The 20,399-nt window shown below is 64.6% G+C and carries 20 protein-coding genes, 3 tRNA genes and 1 pseudogene; 12 read left to right on the top strand and 12 right to left on the bottom strand.

Translation table 11 applies throughout. The features are described from left to right. Positions 1 to 2: 2 nt before the first annotated feature. Positions 3 to 698, top strand: a complete 696-nt coding sequence (locus ACQPXH_RS01905) for a response regulator transcription factor (protein ID WP_387295711.1) — start codon at positions 3 to 5, stop codon at positions 696 to 698. Further along, positions 691 to 1,716 carry a sensor histidine kinase gene (locus tag ACQPXH_RS01900; RefSeq protein ID WP_433600628.1) on the top strand — a complete coding sequence of 342 codons (1,026 nt, stop codon included), beginning with the start codon at positions 691 to 693 and terminating at the stop codon, positions 1,714 to 1,716. The genes ACQPXH_RS01905 and ACQPXH_RS01900 overlap by 8 nt, the downstream gene beginning before the upstream one ends. Position 1,717: 1 nt before the next feature. Here ACQPXH_RS01900 and ACQPXH_RS01895 read toward each other — a convergent pair whose 3' ends face one another. The 5 genes from ACQPXH_RS01895 to ACQPXH_RS01875 form a co-directional block, all read right to left on the bottom strand. Continuing rightward, positions 1,718 to 2,770 (bottom strand): NAD-dependent epimerase/dehydratase family protein, encoded by a 1,053-nt coding sequence (locus tag ACQPXH_RS01895; RefSeq protein ID WP_433600627.1) that lies wholly within the window; start codon positions 2,768 to 2,770, stop codon positions 1,718 to 1,720. A 558-nt stretch (positions 2,771 to 3,328) separates the two neighbouring features. Next, the gene (locus ACQPXH_RS01890) at positions 3,329 to 4,180 is read right to left on the bottom strand and encodes a hypothetical protein (protein WP_433600626.1); all 852 of its coding nucleotides are present in this window, start codon (positions 4,178 to 4,180) and stop codon (positions 3,329 to 3,331) included. 382 nt (positions 4,181 to 4,562) lie between these two features. Next, positions 4,563 to 5,096, bottom strand: coding sequence for a hypothetical protein (locus ACQPXH_RS01885; RefSeq protein ID WP_433600625.1), 534 nt, complete (start codon positions 5,094 to 5,096; stop codon positions 4,563 to 4,565). Between the two features lie 45 nt (positions 5,097 to 5,141). Next, positions 5,142 to 5,459: a hypothetical protein gene (locus ACQPXH_RS01880; protein ID WP_433600624.1), complete on the bottom strand. Its 318-nt coding sequence runs from the start codon at positions 5,457 to 5,459 to the stop codon at positions 5,142 to 5,144. A gap of 2 nt (positions 5,460 to 5,461) precedes the next feature. After that, positions 5,462 to 5,785 (bottom strand): hypothetical protein, encoded by a 324-nt coding sequence (locus ACQPXH_RS01875; RefSeq protein ID WP_433600623.1) that lies wholly within the window; start codon positions 5,783 to 5,785, stop codon positions 5,462 to 5,464. Positions 5,786 to 6,218: 433 nt separating this feature from the next. On the opposite strand from ACQPXH_RS01875, the gene ACQPXH_RS01870 reads away from it, so the two are divergent. Then, complete coding sequence (locus tag ACQPXH_RS01870) at positions 6,219 to 7,346, top strand: helix-turn-helix domain-containing protein (protein ID WP_433600622.1); 1,128 nt, start codon at positions 6,219 to 6,221, stop codon at positions 7,344 to 7,346. A gap of 281 nt (positions 7,347 to 7,627) precedes the next feature. Here the strand turns inward: ACQPXH_RS01870 and ACQPXH_RS01865 are convergent, their stop codons facing one another. From ACQPXH_RS01865 to ACQPXH_RS01855, 3 genes are read right to left on the bottom strand one after another with little or no spacing between them, the layout of a single operon-like run. Beyond that, positions 7,628 to 8,245 (bottom strand): carboxymuconolactone decarboxylase family protein, encoded by a 618-nt coding sequence (locus ACQPXH_RS01865; protein ID WP_433600621.1) that lies wholly within the window; start codon positions 8,243 to 8,245, stop codon positions 7,628 to 7,630. Position 8,246: 1 nt separating this feature from the next. Beyond that, positions 8,247 to 8,570: a hypothetical protein gene (locus ACQPXH_RS01860; protein ID WP_433600620.1), complete on the bottom strand. Its 324-nt coding sequence runs from the start codon at positions 8,568 to 8,570 to the stop codon at positions 8,247 to 8,249. Positions 8,571 to 8,616: 46 nt separating this feature from the next. Next, complete coding sequence (locus ACQPXH_RS01855; protein WP_433600619.1) at positions 8,617 to 9,690, bottom strand: nitric oxide synthase oxygenase; 1,074 nt, start codon at positions 9,688 to 9,690, stop codon at positions 8,617 to 8,619. A 470-nt stretch (positions 9,691 to 10,160) separates the two neighbouring features. Between ACQPXH_RS01855 and ACQPXH_RS01850 the strand changes: the two genes are divergently transcribed. Together ACQPXH_RS01850 and ACQPXH_RS01845 are read left to right on the top strand one after the other, a co-directional pair. After that, entirely contained in the window at positions 10,161 to 11,267 is a 1,107-nt protein-coding gene (locus ACQPXH_RS01850; protein ID WP_433600618.1) for a HoxN/HupN/NixA family nickel/cobalt transporter, read from the top strand. Positions 11,268 to 11,352: 85 nt separating this feature from the next. Further along, the gene (locus ACQPXH_RS01845) at positions 11,353 to 12,417 is read left to right on the top strand and encodes an alpha/beta hydrolase (RefSeq protein WP_433600617.1); all 1,065 of its coding nucleotides are present in this window, start codon (positions 11,353 to 11,355) and stop codon (positions 12,415 to 12,417) included. On the opposite strand, the gene hisC is transcribed toward ACQPXH_RS01845, so the two are convergent. Continuing rightward, entirely contained in the window at positions 12,414 to 13,496 is a 1,083-nt protein-coding gene (gene hisC, locus ACQPXH_RS01840; RefSeq protein ID WP_433600616.1) for a histidinol-phosphate transaminase, read from the bottom strand. The two genes, ACQPXH_RS01845 and hisC, sit on opposite strands and share 4 nt — an antisense overlap. 96 nt (positions 13,497 to 13,592) lie before the next feature. Between hisC and ACQPXH_RS01835 the strand changes: the two genes are divergently transcribed. The 4 genes from ACQPXH_RS01835 (at position 13,593) to ACQPXH_RS01820 (ending at position 15,420) form a co-directional block, all read left to right on the top strand. After that, positions 13,593 to 14,333, top strand: coding sequence for a dienelactone hydrolase family protein (locus tag ACQPXH_RS01835; protein ID WP_433600615.1), 741 nt, complete (start codon positions 13,593 to 13,595; stop codon positions 14,331 to 14,333). A 91-nt stretch (positions 14,334 to 14,424) separates the two neighbouring features. Further along, positions 14,425 to 14,514, top strand: a tRNA-Ser gene (locus ACQPXH_RS01830). A 40-nt stretch (positions 14,515 to 14,554) separates the two neighbouring features. Next, positions 14,555 to 14,627, top strand: a tRNA-Arg gene (locus tag ACQPXH_RS01825). A 178-nt stretch (positions 14,628 to 14,805) separates the two neighbouring features. Next, positions 14,806 to 15,420: a Uma2 family endonuclease gene (locus tag ACQPXH_RS01820; RefSeq protein WP_433600614.1), complete on the top strand. Its 615-nt coding sequence runs from the start codon at positions 14,806 to 14,808 to the stop codon at positions 15,418 to 15,420. Positions 15,421 to 15,781: 361 nt separating this feature from the next. Here ACQPXH_RS01820 and ACQPXH_RS01815 read toward each other — a convergent pair whose 3' ends face one another. Further along, positions 15,782 to 16,783: an NAD(P)H-quinone oxidoreductase gene (locus ACQPXH_RS01815; RefSeq protein ID WP_433600613.1), complete on the bottom strand. Its 1,002-nt coding sequence runs from the start codon at positions 16,781 to 16,783 to the stop codon at positions 15,782 to 15,784. A 293-nt stretch (positions 16,784 to 17,076) separates the two neighbouring features. On the opposite strand from ACQPXH_RS01815, the gene ACQPXH_RS01810 reads away from it, so the two are divergent. From ACQPXH_RS01810 to ACQPXH_RS01800, 3 genes are all read left to right on the top strand, one after another. Further along, entirely contained in the window at positions 17,077 to 18,252 is a 1,176-nt protein-coding gene (locus tag ACQPXH_RS01810) for a lactate 2-monooxygenase (RefSeq protein ID WP_433600612.1), read from the top strand. 193 nt (positions 18,253 to 18,445) lie between these two features. Continuing rightward, positions 18,446 to 18,853, top strand: coding sequence for a MarR family winged helix-turn-helix transcriptional regulator (locus ACQPXH_RS01805; protein ID WP_306306451.1), 408 nt, complete (start codon positions 18,446 to 18,448; stop codon positions 18,851 to 18,853). A 44-nt stretch (positions 18,854 to 18,897) separates the two neighbouring features. Further along, positions 18,898 to 18,985: transfer RNA gene (locus ACQPXH_RS01800), tRNA-Ser, on the top strand. A gap of 65 nt (positions 18,986 to 19,050) precedes the next feature. On the opposite strand, the pseudogene ACQPXH_RS01795 reads toward ACQPXH_RS01800, so the two are convergent. Together ACQPXH_RS01795 and ACQPXH_RS01790 are read right to left on the bottom strand one after the other, a co-directional pair. Further along, positions 19,051 to 19,338: pseudogene (locus ACQPXH_RS01795) on the bottom strand (IS1634 family transposase); the annotation flags it as partial. 15 nt (positions 19,339 to 19,353) lie between these two features. Beyond that, entirely contained in the window at positions 19,354 to 20,361 is a 1,008-nt protein-coding gene (locus ACQPXH_RS01790; RefSeq protein ID WP_433603708.1) for a hypothetical protein, read from the bottom strand. Between the last annotated feature and the right edge of the window lie 38 nt (positions 20,362 to 20,399).

Raw genomic sequence — 20,399 nt, 5'->3', positions numbered from 1 at the left:
CCATGAGCATTCTGATCGCCGACGACGACCCGCTGGTCCGAGATGTGGTGCGGCGCTATCTCGAACGCGACGGACTGACCGTCGTGGAGACCTCGGACGGCGCCTCGACCATGGCACAGCTCACCGAACCCACCGGCGACCCCGTCGAACTGGCCGTCCTCGACGTGATGATGCCCGCCCCCGACGGCATCGAGATCTGCCGCGCGGTGCGTTCCGGCCCACGTCCGGACACCCCGATCATCCTGCTCACCGCACTCGGCGACGAGGACGATCGCGTGCTCGGCCTGGAGGCCGGTGCCGACGACTACGTCACCAAACCGTTCAGCGCCCGCGAACTCGCATTGCGGGTCGCCTCGGTGCTGCGGCGTTCGCAGGCGACGCGGCAGCCGAGCACGGAGGTACTGCGCGACGGCGCGGTCGAGGTGCGGCCGGATTCCCAGTCCGCGCTGGTGGATGGCAGGCCGGTCGACCTGACCGCGCGCGAATACGATCTGCTCGTCTTCCTGCTGCGCCACCCGCACCAGGTGTTCAGCCGGGAGGAACTGCTGGCCAAGGTGTGGGGCTGGGATTTCGGCGACCTGTCCACCGTCACCGTGCATATCAAGCGGCTGCGGGCGAAACTCGGTGACCGGCACCGGATCGAGACAGTATGGGGCCGCGGTTACATCTGGGGCCGGAATGGAGAATCCAGTGCCTGAGAACACCCTGCAATTGATCGGCTACGTGCTGGCCTGTTCGCTTCCGATCGTCGCCATCGGCGCGGCGATCCTGCGCGCCACCAGCAATCGCTCCATGACCGCGAGCATGGCCGTGCTGGTCCTGATCCCGACGCTGTCCACGCTCGCGGGCATTATCGGGGTCAGCGGGTTGATGTTCACCGATGAACTCGAGCGCACGGCGGTGGTGCTCGCGGTCGTCGCGGCGGTCACCGTGCCCGCCGCTCTACTGCTCGGGCGAGAACAGGCCCGAAAGACCGTCTGGGAGAAGCAGATCCGCGAGCAAGAACGGATGGCGGAGCGCTCGCGCCGCGAACTCGTCGCCTGGGTGAGCCACGACCTGCGGACCCCGCTGGCCGGTATCCGCGCGATGGCGGAGGGACTTTCCGACGGCGTGGTCACCGGCACCGACGATGTGGCGCGTTACGCGGAACAGATTGTGCGCGAAACCGATCGGCTGTCGGTGATGGTCGACGATCTGTTCGAAATGTCGAAGATCAATGCGGGCGCATTGCGTTTGGAACTGGAGCCGGTCGATCTGCGCGAGCTGATCGACGAGGTGCTGGCCGCCAACCGACCGAATGCCGAACGCGCCGAAGTCCTGCTGCGCGCGGAACAGCCAGACTCCGAAATCGTTGTCGCGGCGAGCGATCGAGCCCTCGGCCGCGTGCTGACCAACCTGGTCTCCAACGCGATCGCGCACACCCCACCCGGCGGCCAGGTAGCGATATCCGCGGGCACCTCCAACGGCAAGGCCTGGGCACGCGTCGACGACACCGGCCCGGGCATCTCCGAGGCAGATCTGCCACGAATATTCGAGGTCGCCTATCGCGGCACCGCCGCGCGCTCCCCGGTCGCGTCCGACGGCGTGTCCTCCGGAAGCGGTATGGGTCTCGCGATCGCCGCGGGTCTGGTCGAAGCCCACCACGGCGATATCAGCGCCGAGAATCGAGAGCAGGGCTGCCGCTTCGAAGTTCGGCTACCACTCAACGGAAACTGAGCTACGCGACCGGCGCACCCTCCCCGGCAACCGCCCGCAGCGGTGCGAAAGCGAATTCGGCAAGACCGTCGTGCGGAGCCACCTGCGCGGTGAATCCCAGAACGCGTTGCGCTTGTTCGGGGCTCGCGACGATATGCCGCACGTCGCCGGGGCGATAGCGTCCGGTGATCACCGGTTCGGGACCACCGCGCGCCGCGGCCAACGTGGTGGCTACCGCGCCGATGGTGATCGGACGTCCCGAGGCGATATTGAGCGGCACGAAACCGGTATGCGCGTATTCGACGGCCGCGAGATTCGCCGCAGCGATATCACTGACATGCACGAAATCCCGTGCCTGCGCGCCGTCTTCGAAAACCTGCGGCGACTCACCTGCCTCCAGCGCGGATCGGAAGATCGCGGCGACTCCGGAATATGGTGTGTCCCTTGGCATATCGGGACCGTAGACATTGTGATAGCGCAATGCGGTGACCCCGGATTCGGTTACCGCCGCCCATGCGGACGCGTAATGCTCCTGCGCCACTTTCGCCGCCGCATAAAGACTCCGCGGCCGCAACGGCGCATTCTCCGGCACCGCCTCCCAACACAAAACCTCATCCGAATCCGGATCCCGATGCTCGAACATCCCGCTCTCGAGATCCCCGCGCCTGCGCACCCCGACCTCAACGGTCCGAGCCCCGCGATACCGCCCCTCCCCATAAACCACCATCGATGAGGCCAACACCAACCGACGACACCCGGCCCGATCCATCGCCGCCAGCAAAACCGCGGTCCCCAAGTCGTTGTGACTCGCAAAGGCAGGCGCATCCTGCGCACTCACACCCGCGCCCACCACCGCGGCCTGATGACAAACCACATCGATCCCCCGAAGCACCGAATCCAGCGCATCCGCATTACGCACGTCGACCAACCGGACGACCTCCGGAACAACGGCACCAACTCCGTGCGCCGCGGGCAGCATCACATCAATCGCCACCACCTCATGCCCCGCACCCACCAACTCCCGATGCACGCGCGTTCCGATAAAACCCGCGGCCCCGGTCAGCAATACCCGCATATCACCACCACCCCGAGCCCTTGTGCCCAACCCGCCCGCAACCCACTCCATCGTTTACCGAGGTCATGCCCTGATTGTGATGCCAAGCCGGCAAAATTCGCCGCAACCAGGCCACGCCGTCAGACTTTCGTCACGATCCCAGGCCGGCCCCGAACTGCTGGTTGCCGCACTGACCTGCCGGATCGAACGCGGACAAAGCAGCGGCAGTCGTGACCCGCTATGGGCCCGATATCGCCGTAAGCCGGTTTGCGGCGCGCAGATACCCCGCGACCAACCGCCCGCATCGACCAGGCAGCGGCCAAGGAAGCCGAGTACGACCGTCTGGAGATGTTGGCGAGACCTGCGGTTCAGGCGACACTTACTTTGTGGCCGTCGTCGACGGCAGCACCTCGCTCATCTGCGGCGACTGCCGCGCCCACGCCGGAAGGATCGTCGAGGAACTGTTGCCACTCATCGTATCCGGGTCCACGCGCTTGTCATCGACATTTGGCGCCCGCACGGAGACCCGCATGTCAGCACGGTATCCGACCAAAGTACGTCTGGCACAGCCCTTCGCATCTATCGCTCAGGTTCCCGGCCGAGCGCGCGTTGCCGTTCCCGCTCGGCTACGCGTTCGCGTTCCCTGGCAGCTTCTCGCGCTCGGTGCTCGTTATGGTCGCGTTCATGTTCGCGTGTTCTGGGTTGCTCTCCGGGCTGTAATCGGCTGACTTCCAACACGTGCATGACTTCGCGCGGAACACCTTCCCGTGCGGCACGCTCGCGGACTTCGCGTACTTGTTCGCGTTGCCTCTCGACAGTTTCGCGCTCGTAGCGTTGCTTGTCTTCCCGCACAATGGTGGAGCCAATCTCCCCTAGCTCTCGTGTTACGTCTTTGCGTTGCACTTCGCAGTTCCGCTCCAGCTGCCTTTCCATCTCTTGGGCTGGTTCGCGGCCGAGTTCGGCGTCACGGAGCATTTCTCGCGTCTGTGCGCGTTCTATTTCGCGAACGTCGGACAGGTCTTTGGTTATCCAGGCGTGGGACTCCCGTATCTTCTCGATTTCCAGTGCTTGACCTTTTTGGCGAGCTTCGGCGATCTTCCGCGCCTGCTCCGCTACATCTGCACGGATCTGTTCGCGTTTCTCGTTCAACTCTCGCGGGCCGACACTCCGCGCTAACTCTCTATCACGTGCCCGCTGTTCTCGCTCTGCGATCCGCGTCCGGTCCTGACGCTCTTTTGCCTTCTGCCGCGCCTCCCGCTGTCGTTCATTTTGCTCACGCGCTTGCTCGCGGACACCGGGCAATTCGAGTTGTGGACTCGGCTCCCTTTCCAGACCTCGCGCCCAAATCTCCCGGGCATCCTCTCTCGAAATAACTTGATGCGTAAACTGGTCCGGAAATCGTTCTTCGAGGTCTTTGATGAGTAACTGCACGTCTTTCGAAATGAACTCGCCTTCGACTGTTCTCAGTATATGCTTGTGATTCTCATCCTTTTCAAGGATGGTGCGGACGACTTCCAGCTGCTTTTTATCTTTGGGGGTGTCGACCCGCCCTGATTTCTCTTCAATGGTGTCAGTGCGACCGTCGCGTTCTCTTATCTTGTCGAACTCGGTCCGGCCCGCGCGTGTCGTGTATGTGCGAGACTGCTGGACGTATCCATTTTCACGATCACGAAAGAATCGATCTGTGCCGTTTTCGAATACCTTCCGCGCGTGTTGTTGTCGACGCTATCGCGGTCTTTGTCGTATCCGTCCGGCATGGCGATAACCACCCCCCCGAGGTGTGGAATTGTGTAGCGAAAATTATCAGGTCACATCACATCACCGACGAGGCTTCTTCGTGGCGTTTCTCTTCGTGATCGGCCGCGTATTCGCGAATCGCTTTGGCCATCTGCGAGAACATGCCGTCATATACTTCGGGGTGATAGTTGATCATGCTGTCCATCAATCCCCACGCGGTATCCACGTCTTCGTCATAGGTGCCCATCTGCAGAGCGGGATTGACGTGGTCGTAAAACGAGTTCTCGCGACCGAACCATTCGAACTCGACCCATTTCGCACTCGCGAACTTGATGAAGCAAGCACCGATGAAGCAAATAAAAGCGTCTGCCATGTCGGCATTCTCGGGCGCCATTGCGGTAGCCATATCTGGGAACAGGCCCGCAACAATGGGGTTGAGCCGTTCGACCTCCGCCGAGTCTTCCGGCCATGGTTTTGATGGAATGTGTTGCAACCCGGCGTAATCCAAGAACTTGCGGACTTGCGCGGCACGCCGGTCGGGGTCGACCCACTTACCCCACTCGGTTTGTTCGACTTCGAAGTCCAGACCGAGTTGTTCGTCATTCCCCACGCCGATGCCTCCGTTTCTCGTCGCTGCCGTTGTGTCAGTGTCTCATCACCGTTCGACGCGTGTGCTCGGTCGCAGCACCCCCGCGTCGATCAATGTCCAGACAGCCTCGTGCTTTGCGCCGCACGAGTCGGCGTCGCAGTTGATGCGCGCACGGAATACGCGGCGCGCTTCCTCGATGCTGTACGGGTAGTCCGGTGCGCGGTGGCATCGGTCGCGAGCGATGCGGGCGAGTATTTCGGTGCTGGGGCGTTCCCCGTCGACGTGCACCGGGGGGTCGAGGAGGTAGGGCAGTAGGTAGAAGACCACGACACCCAATGTCACAACCCCGGCGACGGTCGCGCATACAACTCCTGTAGTCGACACAGCTAGTCGGCCTCGGTGTCGTTGGTCGAGATCGGTTCGACGGTGATCACGGCATGCTCGTCGAACTCGTGAAGGTCATCGGATGCGAATGCGAATGTCTGGCCGATGAACCCGTGATCGTCTACGGGTGCCCATGATCCGTCGTCGTGCTGCAACCATCCCGCCGGGTGGTTGGTTCTGGTGTTGGTGTCGCGTAGCGCGAGAACGATTGCGCGGCTTGCACGCTCGATAGCGGTCTTGCAGTAGCGGCAAATGCCGGTGCACGGCTCGGCGTCCTCGTGGGTGCAGCGGGGGCAGAGCTTCGCTTTCGGCTCACTGTGCGCCATTGGGCACCTCTGTCGGTGGTTCGTAGTCACCGGTGTCGGAGGACTCGACACCCCGGCACCGGGACGATTCGGTCGACGCTGGACCAGTTCCCCACTGCCGGACCGCTTCTGCGAAGAGTTCGACCTTTTCGGCTGGCGCTCCTGTGTACTTGCGGGGTGGCCCTACGAACGAATCGCGTTGTTGAAGCTCGTTGTTCGGCATCTGCCGACCTCCGGTGCGTCGACTGCGGCTTGGTGCGCCCGGTCCCTGAATGGCGGCGTACTGATTTGAGACACAGGAATCGGCCGCCATCGGGGCTACGGGCGCGTGCACGGCGTCGGGCTTCTTGATGAAACGTCGATGAGGTGCACTGAGTAGTAGTCTCGTGTGAGAAGGCTTGACACAGAACAAGTTCAGCGTCCACTAGCGTCCACAGATCGGTACCGCGGATCCATGGATAAGCCCGGCTCACTGCTTCGGCTGGCCCGCGAATCGCAGGGGGTCAGTCTGTCCGCCGTCGCGGCCAAGACTCATTTCTCCAAGTCGATGCTTGGGATGTTGGAGAACGATCAGCGGGATGTGAAGCAGGAGCACATCGTTGCTTACTCGCGTGCGTTGAACATCCCTATATCGGCGTTGACGGCACCGCCGGATGACCCGATCCGGCTGGCTCATGAATGGCTGGTGTCCGATTCCGCCCCGATCACTCATTCGACGGCAGGGCACCGGGTTGGGGGTTCGCTTGCGGACGACGTTGAGCAGCGCGTCATCGACCTTCGCCATCTCGATGACACGGTGGGTGGTAAGGACCTGTTTCCGCTCGTCGTCAAGGAACTCGAAGACCTCCGAACGGTTATCAACGAATGCAGCTATACCGACGACATCGGCCGTCGCCTCCTGACCGCGGCTGGCGAGCTGTCACAGCTCGTCGGATGGGTAGCCAGCGATGCCGGGTACTACGGGCACGCCCAATACACCTATCTGAATGGCGCGAAAGCGGCCAGGCAGGCAGGCAATCGCGTACTCACCGGCCAACTGCTCTCGAGCTTGAGCTATCAAATCGCGAACGTCGGCCGGCCGGACGACGCAGTCCTGCTCGCCCGGACTGCGGTCAGAGGAGCGCACGGGGCGACACCGGTCGCGGCCGCGTTGTTGACCGACCGAGTGGCGTGGGCCGCAGCGCGCGCCCGTGACCGTGAGGGGGCAATGCGCGCCCTCGACACAGTGGACAACATCTACGAGCGTCGGACAGCTGACGTCGAGGAACCTCGATGGGTGTACTGGGTGGACCGGTCCGAAATCGATGTGATGGCGGGCAGGTGCTTCGTTGAACTCGGCGATCCGGCACGCGCCCGGCCCCTACTACAGCAGGCGATCGGCAGCTTTCCGAAAGATAGGGCGCGGGAGGTGGCGCTCTATCAGACTTGGTTGGCGGAGTCGTATGCGCGGAACCGGGATTTCGATGCGGCGCGAGAGACCATCGAGGCCGCTCGGAAGGCTGCGGATGGTATTCATTCGGCGCGGTTGGAGCGGCGGGTTGTTGAGATTGAGCTAATGCTCAGCGGGCGCGGTCGCTGGTAAACCCGCCCGGCACCGGGTGTCCGCCCGGCCGAAGTGCTCGCCATCCGTTGGGTGCGATCTCGGCCTTGTCGCGCAGATTTCCATACTGACCATCTGCGGCACAGTGGTACTCGGATAGCCCCGCCAACGGTAAAATCCGCTTTCGGCGGCTAGCGATGGGGTCGGTAGCGGCAAGCGGAACGCGCGTTGCGCGAACCGTCGACCTGACCGAAGCTCAGTTGCGGTATCGGGTGCATAGGGAGTTTGGCGTTCATGATCGGTGTGCCACCCTTGCGTCGGTGCTAAGCGCCGCGGGAGAGGTAGCGCACCGGTGGTGGGGTCCGGTAACCGAAGGCTTTGATGAAGCGTGCGCCGATTTGGGCTTCGCCAGCTTCGAGCGCCTCAGCACCCACGGTATTCATTACGCGGTTGATGACGTTGAAAAGGGTTGCCACCCAGATGGCTTCGTCGAACGCCTCGGCGGTGACGCCGGCCGCACGGACTTTGTCGGCGTCACCCGGGGTGAGGCCATCGGGATTACGGACCATTTTGCCGACGAATTCGAGCATGGCGCGAGCTTCGGCGCGCAGGGGCGAGTTTTCGCCGTCGGCCAGGGCCGCATCGACCAGATCCGCGGCGATATACGCGCCCGCGATGCCCCGGTGGGCGGAGTCGCAGAAGGGGCATTCATTGGACTGGGAGGTCCTGGTCGCGAAGATTTCGCGTTCGGCGACGGTCCAGAAGGACGGTCCGCGCATGGCGTCCTGGATGAGGTCGGAAAGCGGGGTGCCGAAATAGCGGTGCCGATAGCAGATGACCTTCATGACCGCGGGAACCTCGGTGCGCCCCAACCGCTGCATGGTCGCGAACATGATTCGGGCCGGGAGTTCTTGCCCGGATTCGACTGAGTCGAGCCACATTTCAGCGCCCCTCCCAGGATCGGCGGGCGGCGCGCAGCCGTCGGTCGGCGGCGCCGTAGGCCGCGACAGCGGCCGCCTCGAAGATCTCGTCGTCGCTGCGCCCCGCGTCGGCCAGTGTCGTGATGTTCTTCTCGGTGAGCCGATAGGATCGTTCGGCGACCAGCTCGACGAAATCGGCGAGATCATCGGGGACCCCGGCCGCACCTTCTTCACCCGAGGACCGCGCCCGAATCGACCGCCGCACCTCGACCGGCAGCCGTCCCGGCGCACCTTCGAGATGCGCGCCGAATTCTTCCCATTTCGAGCCCATGGAACGCCGTGCCATGGCCCCATTCTTGCCCATCGACCGCACTGCCGCTGCCGAACGAAGATCAGATTTCACCTTCCCCGCCGAAGTCCCGACGCACGAAATTCGGGCGCAGATCCGGCTCGGGTTCGTCGTAGTAGCGGTGGAAGGTCGGGGTCACGCCCGACGAAATCGGCGGATTGATCCAACTCCAGTCGGTCGGGCATTTTCGGCCCGCGGCCTGCTCTCGATTGACGTGGTCGCAGAACTGCTTGGCGACCGTGTGATGGTCGACGATGTACACCCCTGCCTTCCGAAAGCTGTACAGCACAGCACGATTCAATTCGACGAGGGCCTGGTCGCGCCACAGTGAACGCTCGTATCTGGTATCCAGGCACATCATTTCGGCGATGAGCGGCAACATGTTGTACCGGGTGGTGTCACTGAGATTGCGTGCGCCGATTTCGGCTCCCATATACCAACCGTTGAACGGTGCGAACGGGTAGGTGATGCCGCCGATCTCCAGGTTCATATTCGAAACCGCGGGCAGCGCATGCCATTTCAGGCCGAGTCCGGCGAACCAGTCGAATTCGGGATGTTCGAGTTCGACCTCGCGGGCCAGTTCGGGCGGGATATCGAACCAGCGGATCGGTTCGTCCGGAGCGCCGATGAGCACCGGCAGGATGTCGAAGGGCGTGCCAGCGCCGCGCCAGCCGAGCTTCATGGCGAATTCGGTGATCGCAATATTGGCCGGATCACCGGTGACGGTGCCGTCGCCGTTGCGATAGCCGGCGTAGCGGATGAGTTGTGGGCTGACGATGCGGAATTCGCGGCCGTCCGCCTGGCGCGGTGGTCCGACGGTGATCATCGATTGGATGGCGCCGCCGTTGGTCGCCATATGCAGGTGCTGCCAGCAGACCTCGGCCAGGTCGCGAGCCGAGCGCACCCGCCGTGCGTCGAGCAATTTCAGTGATCGCCAGTGTTTTCGACCCACGCAGCGAGCGTGGTTGCGCCACGCGAGCTTGGCGCCGATCAGGATCTCCTCGGCGGTCTGCACGTAGCTGCCGGTTTGTTGGAGTTGCTCCAATGCGGTGCGGCGGCGGTTCGCGGATAGATGGGCGAGTTCGGGCAATCGGAAGAACTCATCACACTCCCGCATTCGGCTATTCAGATCGAGGCCGAAAGGTTTTGTGTCAGCGGAACTTTCGAGCGATATGACGGGTAACGCTTGATTCACGGTTTTCTCCGGTCGGGCATCAGGTACTGCGTCTGAACAGACAGGCATTGATCGAGCAGAGAATTTCGCGCGCGGAGCGCAGCCGACACCGGGTTACGCCGGAGGTCCGCGCGGTAGCCTCCGCATTGCGGGGAACCGGGACACGGCAGCCGGTTTCGGAAGCGGAGCTGCGCAGGCCGCCGGGTTGCCGATCGCGCGCACAACATCACGACCTGGCCGCTGCCGTTCGCTGTCCACGATCATGCTCGATCCCTATCGACGCCTGAAAACGCCCGCACAGCAGCCTAAGACCGGTGTGCTGGCCGTGTGCCCGAATTCGACGTAATGCCTGTTCGGAAATCTGCCGGATACCGGCAACTGTTTGCCGATCGGCCAGAACCCGACCGACCCGTATGTTGCGCGCGCAGTACCGTTATACGAACGGTTCGTCCAGCAGTGAGGATTGGCTCGTGCGCAGCGTTGTCGGTATGGCGGTGACCGTTCTGGCGCTGCATGTCATCGGCTGGGGGACTCTGCTGTTATTCGTGGTACCGGGACATCACGTGGTGCAGGGCGCGGTCTTCGGCGTCGGCCTCGGCGTCACCGCGTACACCCTCGGCATGCGGCACGCCTTCGACGCCGACCACATTGCCGCGATCGACAACGCCACCCGAAAGTTGGTGGCGGAGAACGGCAAGCACAGGGTGCAGACGGTCGGTTTCTGGTTCGCGCTCGGCCATTCCAGCGTGGTGTTCATCCTGGTCGCGCTGCTGGCGTTCGGGGTGCGAGCGCTGGCGGCGAATCTGGAGAACCAGGATTCGGGGCTGCAGCGGTGGACCGGGCTGTGGGGCACCAGCATCTCGGGCACCTTCCTGATCGTCATCGGTCTGCTGAATCTGGCTTCGCTACTCGGCATTTGGCGCGTCTTCCGACGGATGCGGCAGGGCGAGTTCGACGAGGCGCAGCTCGAGCGCGAGTTGGACAACCGGGGCCTGTTGAACCGGGTGCTCGCGCCGGTAGTGCGGTTGGTCGAGAAGCCGTGGCAGATGTTTCCGGTCGGGCTGTTGTTCGGACTCGGCTTCGACACCGTGACCGAGGTCGGTCTGCTGGTGATCGCGGGCGGCGCGGCCGCGACCGGACTCCCTTGGTATTCGATTCTCGTTCTGCCTGTGTTGTTTTCGGCGGGTATGGCGCTGTTCGATTCGCTCGACGGCTCATTCATGAGCTACGCCTACGACTGGGCCTTCGCCGAACCGGTCCGCAAGATCTACTACAACCTGGTGGTCACCGGACTGTCGGTGGCGGTCGCACTGCTGATCGGCGGGCAGGAGATCGTGTCGATCTTCGCCGAACGGCTCGAAGTCGAATCCGGAATCATCGCGTGGATCGGGAATCTGGATCTGGGTGATCTCGGCTACATCGTGGCGGGTTTGTTCGTGGCCACCTGGGTGGTCGCGGCGGCGATATGGCGTTTCGCCGGAATGGAACGCCGCTGGCAGGGTGACCTTGCCACGAAGTAGCCAGGCCCAGTGCCTCATGTCACATACCAACCGGCGTGTTTATCGCTGACGCGCCTACTTTCGCATTTCTGGCAGGATGGGCGCCATGCTGTCTCGGCGCGAGGTGCGGCGTTGGGTCTCCAGCGCCATAGTCGGCGTCGCACTGATTGCCGGTGCGGCGGTGTTCGGTCCACCCGCGGGGCTGGCAGCGCCCGGCGACCAGCCCCGCCCGAATACCGGCTCGGCGGATAGTCCCTCCCCCGCGGAGCCGACCGTCCCCGGTGTCGAGCAGGCTTCGATCGATCGGATCGTGCCCATCAACGACCGGTGGCTGCGGGTGTGGGTGAATTCACCCGCGATGAGTCGCGCCGTCGAGGTGCAGGTGCTGCTGCCGCGCGAGCAGAACCATCCGCGGCCGACCATCTACATGCTCGACGGGCGCAGTGCCGAGGCGGAGAGCAACAACTGGACCGAACTCGGGCACGCGGACAAATTCTTCGAAGACAAAGACGTGAACGTGGTGCTGACCGTCGGCGGACCGGCCAGCTTCTACACCGACTGGCAGCGCCCTGATCCGGTGCTCGGCACCAATATGTGGGAAACCTTCCTGACCAAGGAACTGCCGCCGCTGATCGATGCGAAGTTCAACGGCGACGGACGCAATGCCGTCATGGGCGTGTCCATGGGCGCCGAGGCCGCGATGATGCTGGCCTTCCGCCAGCCGAAGCTGTACACGGCGGTGGCCGCGCACAGCGGATGCTTCTCCATGGGCACCGATCTCGGACAGGCACAGGCCCGTGCGGTGGTCGCGACCTACCGTGGCGGACCGGACAATATGTTCGGCGATCAGCACGATTCCGCCTGGCTCGACCATGACGTGCTGCTACATGCGGAAGCGTTGCGCGGCAAGGCGATCTACCTGTCGGTCGGCAGCGGACTGCCCGGCAAATACGACACCCCGAACAACCCGGATCTGGTCAGCACCATCGGATTCGGCGGTCCGCTGGAGGCCGCGACCAATATGTGCACCCGCAGGCTGGCCGATCGGCTCACCGCACTCGGGATTCCGGTGACCGCGAACTTCCGGGCGACCGGCACGCATTCGTGGCCGTACTGGGCCGACGAGCTGGGCCTGTCCTGGCCCACGATCTCCAGGGCGTTGGGCGTTTAGCCGATTCCGAAGCGCGCCAAGACATCCGGATCGGTCGCGAACCGCAGGAACTGCTCGTTCTCGTGCGGATCACCCGTGGTCACCCGCACACCGTCGACGCCGTACGGCCGCAGCAGCACCCCCGCCTCCGCGCTCACCTCACCGTATTCGGCGCTGCGCTCGCCCAGCGGCAGCCACAGGAAGTTCGACTCGCTCGGCGGCACCTCGTAGCCCGCGGCGAGCAGGGCCTCGCGCACCCGATCGCGTTCGACGACGAGAGTGTCGGTGCGGTCGAGTAGCTCGTGCCGCGCCTCCAGCGAGGCGATCGCGGCCGCCTGCGCGACCCGGTTCACGCTGAACGGGATGTGCACCTTCATCAGCGCGGTGATCACCGCCGGATCGCCGACCGCATAACCCGCGCGCAGCCCCGCCAGACCGTACGCCTTGGAGAAGGTCCGCAGCACAACGACATTGGGCCGATCGCGGCCCAGCTCGACACCGTTCGGACGCTGCTCGGGGGTGAGCCGCAGGTATTCGAAATAGGCCTCGTCGAGCACGATCAGCACATGCTCCGGGATCGCGTCCAGGAAGCGGACCAACTCGGCCGCGCCGACCGCGGTGCCCGTCGGGTTGTTCGGATTGCAGACGAAGATCAGCTTGGTGCGCTCGGTGACCGCGGCGGCCATCGCATCCAGATCGTGCACGTGATCTCGCGTGAGCGGCACCTGCACGGCGGTCGCATTGCCGACCTGGGTGACGATCGGATACGCCTCGAAGGAGCGCCAGGCGAACAGCACCTCGTCGGTAGGTGCGTCACAGGTGATCTGCACCAGTTCCTGACACAGCGCGACGCTGCCGCAGCCGACCGCGACATTCGCCGAGGAGACGCCGAGGAAGTCCGCAATGGCCGCGCGCAGTTCGGTGACCTGATTATCCGGGTAGCGGTTCGCCAATTCCGCGGCCTCGGCAATGGCCTTCGCGGCAGAGGGGAGCGGACCGAAGGTGGTCTCGTTGCTGGCGAGCTTGACCGCGCCCGGATGGTTGCGGCCGGGGACGTACGCCGGGATCGAATCGAGGTCCGGCCGGATGTGCGCTGTCACCGTTCAACCATATGCCGGGTCCAGGAAAATCTCGGTGCCAGGGCCGCTCACATGCAATTTCTCGCGAAGATCAGCAGATCCACCTACCCTTGTTTCATGTCGGGCATTTACGACGATATTGCGCCGCTACGTAGTCGCGACGACATCATTTCCGGTTCGGACTCACAACCATCGACCGACGATCGGCTTCGAACCGCTGGCGCCCAGGTGCCCATCACGGTGGCCGAGCCGGAGGGCAATGCACGCGGCGGCATCGTGGTGCTGCACGAGGCCCGGGAGTTCACCGGGACATTGCTGGAACTCATGAAAGCCCTGGCGACCGAGGGTTGGACGGTGGTCGCGCCCAATCTGTTCCATCGCATCGACGGCGAGCCGGCGCAGGAGGTTTTCGGCGACGAACTCTTCGACGATTTCGACGCCTGCTTCGACTGGCTCACCCGCCGCGGCGTCTTCCCGGACTGCATCGGCGTGCTCGGCTTCGACCACGCGGGCACCGCGGCCTTCCTGGTGGCGACCAATCGCCCCGTCGGCGCCGCGGTCAGTGTCGCCGCATCCGGCATCGTCGAACCACTCACCGACGAGGCCGATGCTCTCATCCGCGCGGCCCCCGATCTGCAGGCGCCTTGGCTCGGGCTCTTCGGCGCCGACGACCCGGACACCCCGCCCACCCAAGTGGACCAACTCCGGGACGCCACCGCCCGCGCCGCGGTCGCCAGCCTCGTGGTGACCTATCCAGGGCTGCACCACCGAGCCGACCGGCCCGGCGGTGAGGAAGACTTCGATCGCATCGATTCCCAGACCCGGATTTTCGACTGGTTCGATAGCAATCTTCGGTGACTACCTGGCGTTTTGCGATCTGGACGTCGGCTACTGTAACCTTCCTGTTCGGCGGTTCGAAAGGACCGGTGCCCTCGAAGAGAAGGCTCCAGGAGGCGTGCCAGAGCGGCCGAATGGGACTCACTGCTAATGAGTTGTCCCTTCACGGGGACCGGAGGTTCAAATCCTCTCGCCTCCGCCACACCCCGGTTCGCCGGGGCTGTACAACTGAACACAGGCATGCGCCCGTAGCTCAACGGATAGAGCATCTGACTACGGATCAGAAGGTTAGGGGTTCGAATCCCTTCGGGCGCACTTCACTCGCGGATGGCTCATGCTCACGGAGGGCGTGAGCCATTGCTCGTTTCGTCATGCTTGTGGGGGTGGAACCCCCACACCCCCACCCCGGAGGGCTTCGCCCCCGGCTGGGTACGAATCCCCTCGGGCGCACTCGTATTTGTTGACATGAGTGCCCATCAACCTTGGAGGCCGTGTGTCCGTCAGCTGGCATGGACAGCGTCAGCCCATTACCTGGGAGCAATACCTCCACCTCGATGAGGACATCCGACGCGATCTAGAGATCGTTGACGGGTTTGTCGTGCCGCGTGAGCTGCGGGGCCGGGAGCACCAGAAGGTCGGTACGCGGTTATCCCTCGCGATGGAAAGAGCGGCGGTGGCCGAGATGCGTACCGGCGATGGCTCTTCCTACGAGACCAACACCGAAGTGGATGTGTTGCTCTGGGAGGTTCCGCCGATGGCGCGCAAACCAGATGCCGTGCTGCACAGGTGTTTACCCGAATACGAGCAGCTCGCGGCCGAGCATTGCGTGATCGTTGCCGAAGTGCTGTCGACCTGGTCGGTCCGTCGGGACCGTGTCCACAAGATGAGCGACTACGCCGACGCGGGTGTTCCGCACTATTGGCTCATCAGCTTCGACAAGGTCGGGGCCTTGACCATTGAGCGGTACGCGTTGTCCGGTCGCAAAGGCCGCTACACCCACATAGGCACCACCCACCGGGACATGGGTCCGGTGGCTGTCTCGCTCACCGATCCGTTTCCGCTCGAAATCCTCTGGCAAGATCTTGAAGTCGCCCCACCGGTGAATTGATTCCTTCGGAAATCCGTGGAACCGCAGATCGAACGCGGCGTCGGCCCGATCATTCCCCGTCCCCGACAGCATGGGCGCGGTATCCAAGTACTCCGCCACCTTCGGGTACTCGCCGCGAAGCCGCTCCTCATCACCGAGTAACGCCGCCAGTTCGTCCCGCCGATCCGCCGTCAAAGCGAACTCAGTCATGCGTCAATTCTGGCCTGCCACAGCCCAATTCATGAGCACTTCCGCAGGCTCACTGGGTGTGGACACCCCGTACACGCACAAGTTGATCCTCGAAGCAGTGCGGCGCGGGGCTGTCGCTCAGCGGAACAGAGGTGTTGCTCAGCGGAGCTGCGGCTGCTCTCGAGTCATCGATTCAGACGTCCTGGACGTTCAGGACCACCTTGCCGAAGGTTTCGGACGAGTCCAGGAGGTGGTGGGCCTCGGGGGCTTCGGTGATGGGGAGTTCGGCGTGGATGACCGGGGCGATGGTGCCGTCGGCGATCAAGGGCCAAATGTGGCGGCGAAGTTCCGCGATGATGGTGGCCTTGCTGTCGGGGCCGGTGGTGGGGCGGTTGCGGACGTTGTTGGCGTGGATGGTGCCCCATTTGGACAGCAGCGCACCGAGATTCAGCTCCGCGGTGACCCCGCCCTGCATGCCGATCACCACGAGGCGGCCGTGCGGCGCCAGCGCCTCGACGTTTCGTGACAGGTAGGCGGCGCCCATGATGTCGAGAATGATGTCGGCGCCGGGACCGCCCGCACCGTTCTCGGCGCGGATCGCGGCGACGAAATCGTCCTCGCGGTAGTTGACCAGCACGCTCGCGCCCAGCTCGCGGCACAGCTTCAGCTTCTCCGCCGAGCCCGCGGTCACCGCCACGCGCGCGCCCTGGCTCACCGCGACTTGGATTGCGTGCGTACCGATTCCGCTGCCGCCGCCGTGGATCAACACCAACTGCCCGGCGTCCAGCCCGGCGGTCATCGCGAGGTTCGACCACACCGTCGCAGCCGCCTCGGGCAGCGCGGCCGCCGCACCCAGGTCGAGCCCGTCGGGCACCGGCAGCACCTGCGTCGCAGCAACCACGACCTGTTCCGCATACCCGCCGCCGGACAGCAGCGCACAAACCCGATCGCCGACATGCCAATCCCGCACCCCATCACCGACTTCGGCGATGACCCCCGAACACTCCAACCCCATGACCTCACTGGCCCCGGGCGGCGGCGGATAGAACCCTTGTCGCTGTAGTAGATCCGCGCGATTGACCCCCGCCGCGGCAACGTCGATCAGCACCTGCCCATGCCCCGGCACCGGATCCGCCGCCTCGCCCCATTCCATCACCTCGGGTCCCCCGAACCCGTTCAGCTTGATAGCGCGCACCGCCCCATCCTGCCCCTATCCACCCATCCTCGCGAGCACACACCCGTGTATGCGGCTCACCCGAGTGCCGCACGCGTGGGCAGCGCCGAGGTTCAGCCCTGATGACTCGCGGTGCCGCAACAACACCGCAGAATCCCCGCCCGAGAACGGGGCACGCAGCAGAAGTCCGGCAGCGCCCGAGTGTGCGGCTCACCCGAGTTCCGGACGTCGGTCCGGCTGGGACGGTTGGCATCGGCGGCGGCAATATAGCGAGCTGCATGCGGGGATGGGGGCGGGGGACTAGCGTTCCCGGCGTGAGCAGCTTTGTCGACTTCCAGAACGAAATCTACCTGGGTGGACTCGGTGGCGCGGTGCCCGAATTGCCACTGACGGCTGCGGGTTTGGCAGACCGAGCGCGTGCGGTGCTGAGCAAGGAAGCCTTCGCGTATGTGGCGGGCAGTGCTTCCGGGGAGCGGACGGCGGCGGCGAATCGGTCCGCATTCGACCGCCACCGGATCGTGCCGCGGATGCTGCGCGGCACCTCGGGGCCGGGTGCGCGCGATCTGTCGGTGGAGGTGCTCGGTACGCGACTGGCCGCGCCGGTGCTGACCGCGCCGGTCGGGGTGCTGGAGCTGCTGCACGAGGGTGGCGAGGTCATCGTCGCGGAGGTCACGAAGGAACTCGGCGTCGGTACCGTGCTCTCGACGGCGGCCTCGTCCACCATCGAGAACGTCGGCGCGGCGGCCGGCAGCTGGTGGTATCAGCTGTACTGGCCCGCCGATAACGAACTCGCCAGATCCTTCGTCGAGCGCGCGGAACGGGCGGGTGCGTCGGCCATTGTCGTCACCGTCGACACCCCGAGCCTCGGTTGGCGACCCCGCGATCTCGAGCTCGCGCATCTGCCGTTCCTGCGCGGCAAGGGTATTGCCAACTATCTGGCGGATCCGGTCTTCCGCGCGAAGCTTTCCGCGCCTCCCGAGGAGAGCGAGGATGCGATGCGAGCCGCGATCCTCACCTGGAGCGGACTGTTCGGCAACCACGCCCTGCGCCCCGCCGACCTCGCCCACCTCCGCGAGTGGACCGATCTGCCGATCGCGGTCAAGGGCATCCTGCATCCGGACGACGCCCGTCAAGTCGTCGACGCGGGTGCCGACGCGGTGATCGTCAGCAACCACGGCGGCCGCCAGGTCGACGGTGCCATCGCCGCACTCGATGCGCTCCCCGCCGTGGTCGCCACCATCGGCGACCGCGCGGACATCCTGTTCGACTCCGGCATCCGCACCGGTTCGGACGTGCTCACAGCGCTGGCACTCGGTGCGAAGGCGGTGCTCTACGGCCGCCCATGGGCATACGGTCTCGGCATCGCGGGCCGAGCGGGTGTGCGGCACGCGCTGCGCGTCCTGCTCGCGGACTTCGACTCCGTCATGGGCCTGTCCGGATGCGCGAATCCAGCCGAGCTCGACCGTTCCTTGATCGCGACAGTCCGCTGACCGTCCGGCCATCGGGCCATAATCCAGGATTTGATTAATCGTGCGTCCAGGTCTTTCGCTGGACCGCTAGGTTGTGCGTTTGCGCAGTTCAGGCGCGCATAGAATGGAAGTCGTGATTCCAGAACCGAGCAGTCACGCGACTGTCGAGCCGAAATGGCTCTCGTCGTCGCAGCAGCGTGCCTGGCGGGCCTACATGGACGGTAACCAGCGCTTGGCGACGGCACTGAACCGTCAACTGCAACGCGACTCCGATCTCACCCTCGCCGAATATCGGATCCTCGTCCTGCTCTCAGAGGCCCCCGATCGTTCGTTGCGCATGAGCGAACTGGCCGACGGCGTGCTGTCCTCGCGCAGTCGGCTCACCCATCAGATCCGCCGCCTGGAGACCCAGCGGATGGTCCGCCGCAATACGTGCCTCGAGGACGGCCGCGGCGTACTCGCCGAACTCACCGAGGAAGGTATGCGTCGGCTGGAGGCCGCCGCGCCCGGTCACGTCGAAGCGGTCCGCCGCAACTTCATCGACCTACTCGGTCCCGAACAACTCGAGATAGTCGGCGAGGTCTTCGCCCGCGTCGACCACGAGATAGGCAACTCCGACTAACCCGGCGGCAGACAGCGTACGGCAACGGGTACTCTCATTGGCCTGGAGACGTGGCAGAGCGGCCGAATGCACTCGCCTTGAAAGCGAGCGTCGCGAGAGCGACCGGGGGTTCAAATCCCTCCGTCTCCGCCAAAAGTGTTTTATTCGAACCCGGCTCGAACCTGAGTTGCACAGGTTTAGTGACCCACTTCTGGTCGTCATGGGTGCGGAGTGCCGAGTGCGGTGAGGATTTCGGTGGCTTCACGACCGATCGGGTCGGCGGCGAGGTGTCGATGGCCTGCGATGACGACGGTGATCTCTTGTAGTGGCCGTAGCACTCGGACCATGCGGGAGATGCTGATTCCGGTGGATTCTTGCAGGTAGCGGGCAACAGCGAGGGTGGTGAACACGATCGTCAAGTGCGCTTCGATCGCGTCGCGGGTGCGGTGGAACATCGGGCGAGCTTTCAAATCGGTTTTCGACATCCGAAACGACCGCTCAGCGTGTCAACCACAATGCATTCATAACTGTGGTTCGGCTGGGTGAGTGGTGGGTTCGGTGGGTGTGGGGTCGTTGTGCCAGCGGCGGCGGAGGTGGTAGCCGCGGGGTAGGCGGCGGAGCTGGCGTAGGCGTTCGAGTTCGGTGGGGTCGGCGGTGATGATCCAACGCCGGGTGTCGGGGTCCTGGCGGGCGGTGACCCAGCCGCGGCGGATCCAGTTGTAGACGGTGACCGGTGGCATGGCCAGTTCGGCGGCTAGTTCGGGCATCCACCATGTGTGTTGTCCGGGCGGCGGGGCCGGCCGCTGGGTGCGGTGGCCGGATCGGCCGGTGGTGGCGCGTAGCCGGTTCACCAGATCCCGGATTGCTTGGGGCCCAAAGGTTTCGAATCGTTTGGGCGGCCGCAGTCCCTCGGAGTTGAGGTGGTCGGCGATCTGGGCATCGGTCAGGCCGGCGTCATCGAGTTCGAGCACGCGGGAGACCAGTCGCGGATAGTAGGACAGTTGTTCCAGGCGCGCGACCGGGCGGGCCAGTTGCCCGCTGGTGCGGTGCCCGCCGGCCCAGCCGATCTCGGTTTCGACCTGTTCACTGTCGCCGATCACGGTGACGGTGACGACGTCGATGACTGCGCGTAGCAGTTGTTTGCGGTCGGTGTTGGTTGTGGTGGCGGCCTGCCAGAGGGCGGGGATATCGGCGGCAAGACCGCGGATGCGGTCGCGGTCGGCGGCTGACAGCACCGGCGGGGTGGCGGCGAGGAACCGGTCGTGGTCTTCGCGTAACCGTTCCAGCTCGGTCAAAGCCTGTTCCCAGTCACGCTCCAAAGTTCTTACCACCAACCGATTTTCCGGTTCGGCGAGCCGATAGCAGCGGGCGGCGCGGTCGGCGGCGTAGGCGGCGCGTTCCAGGCGCTGGGACCACAAGGTCTCGAGCCTGCCGCGTTCGGCCTCGATCTCGGCCGCTGCGGCGAGGGAGACCTCCAACGCTGCCGGGGCCAGCATCTGCAGCAGCGCTGCGCTGAGATAGGCGTCCACGCATCGGCCGGACAGGCGCTGACAGCAGGGCAAGCCGT

The sequence above is a fragment of the Nocardia sp. CA-135953 genome (assembly GCF_050955735.1).
Classification (GTDB): domain Bacteria; phylum Actinomycetota; class Actinomycetes; order Mycobacteriales; family Mycobacteriaceae; genus Nocardia.
Note: the sequence above shows the minus strand (reverse complement) of the source record. Positions and strands in the feature narration are given on the sequence as shown.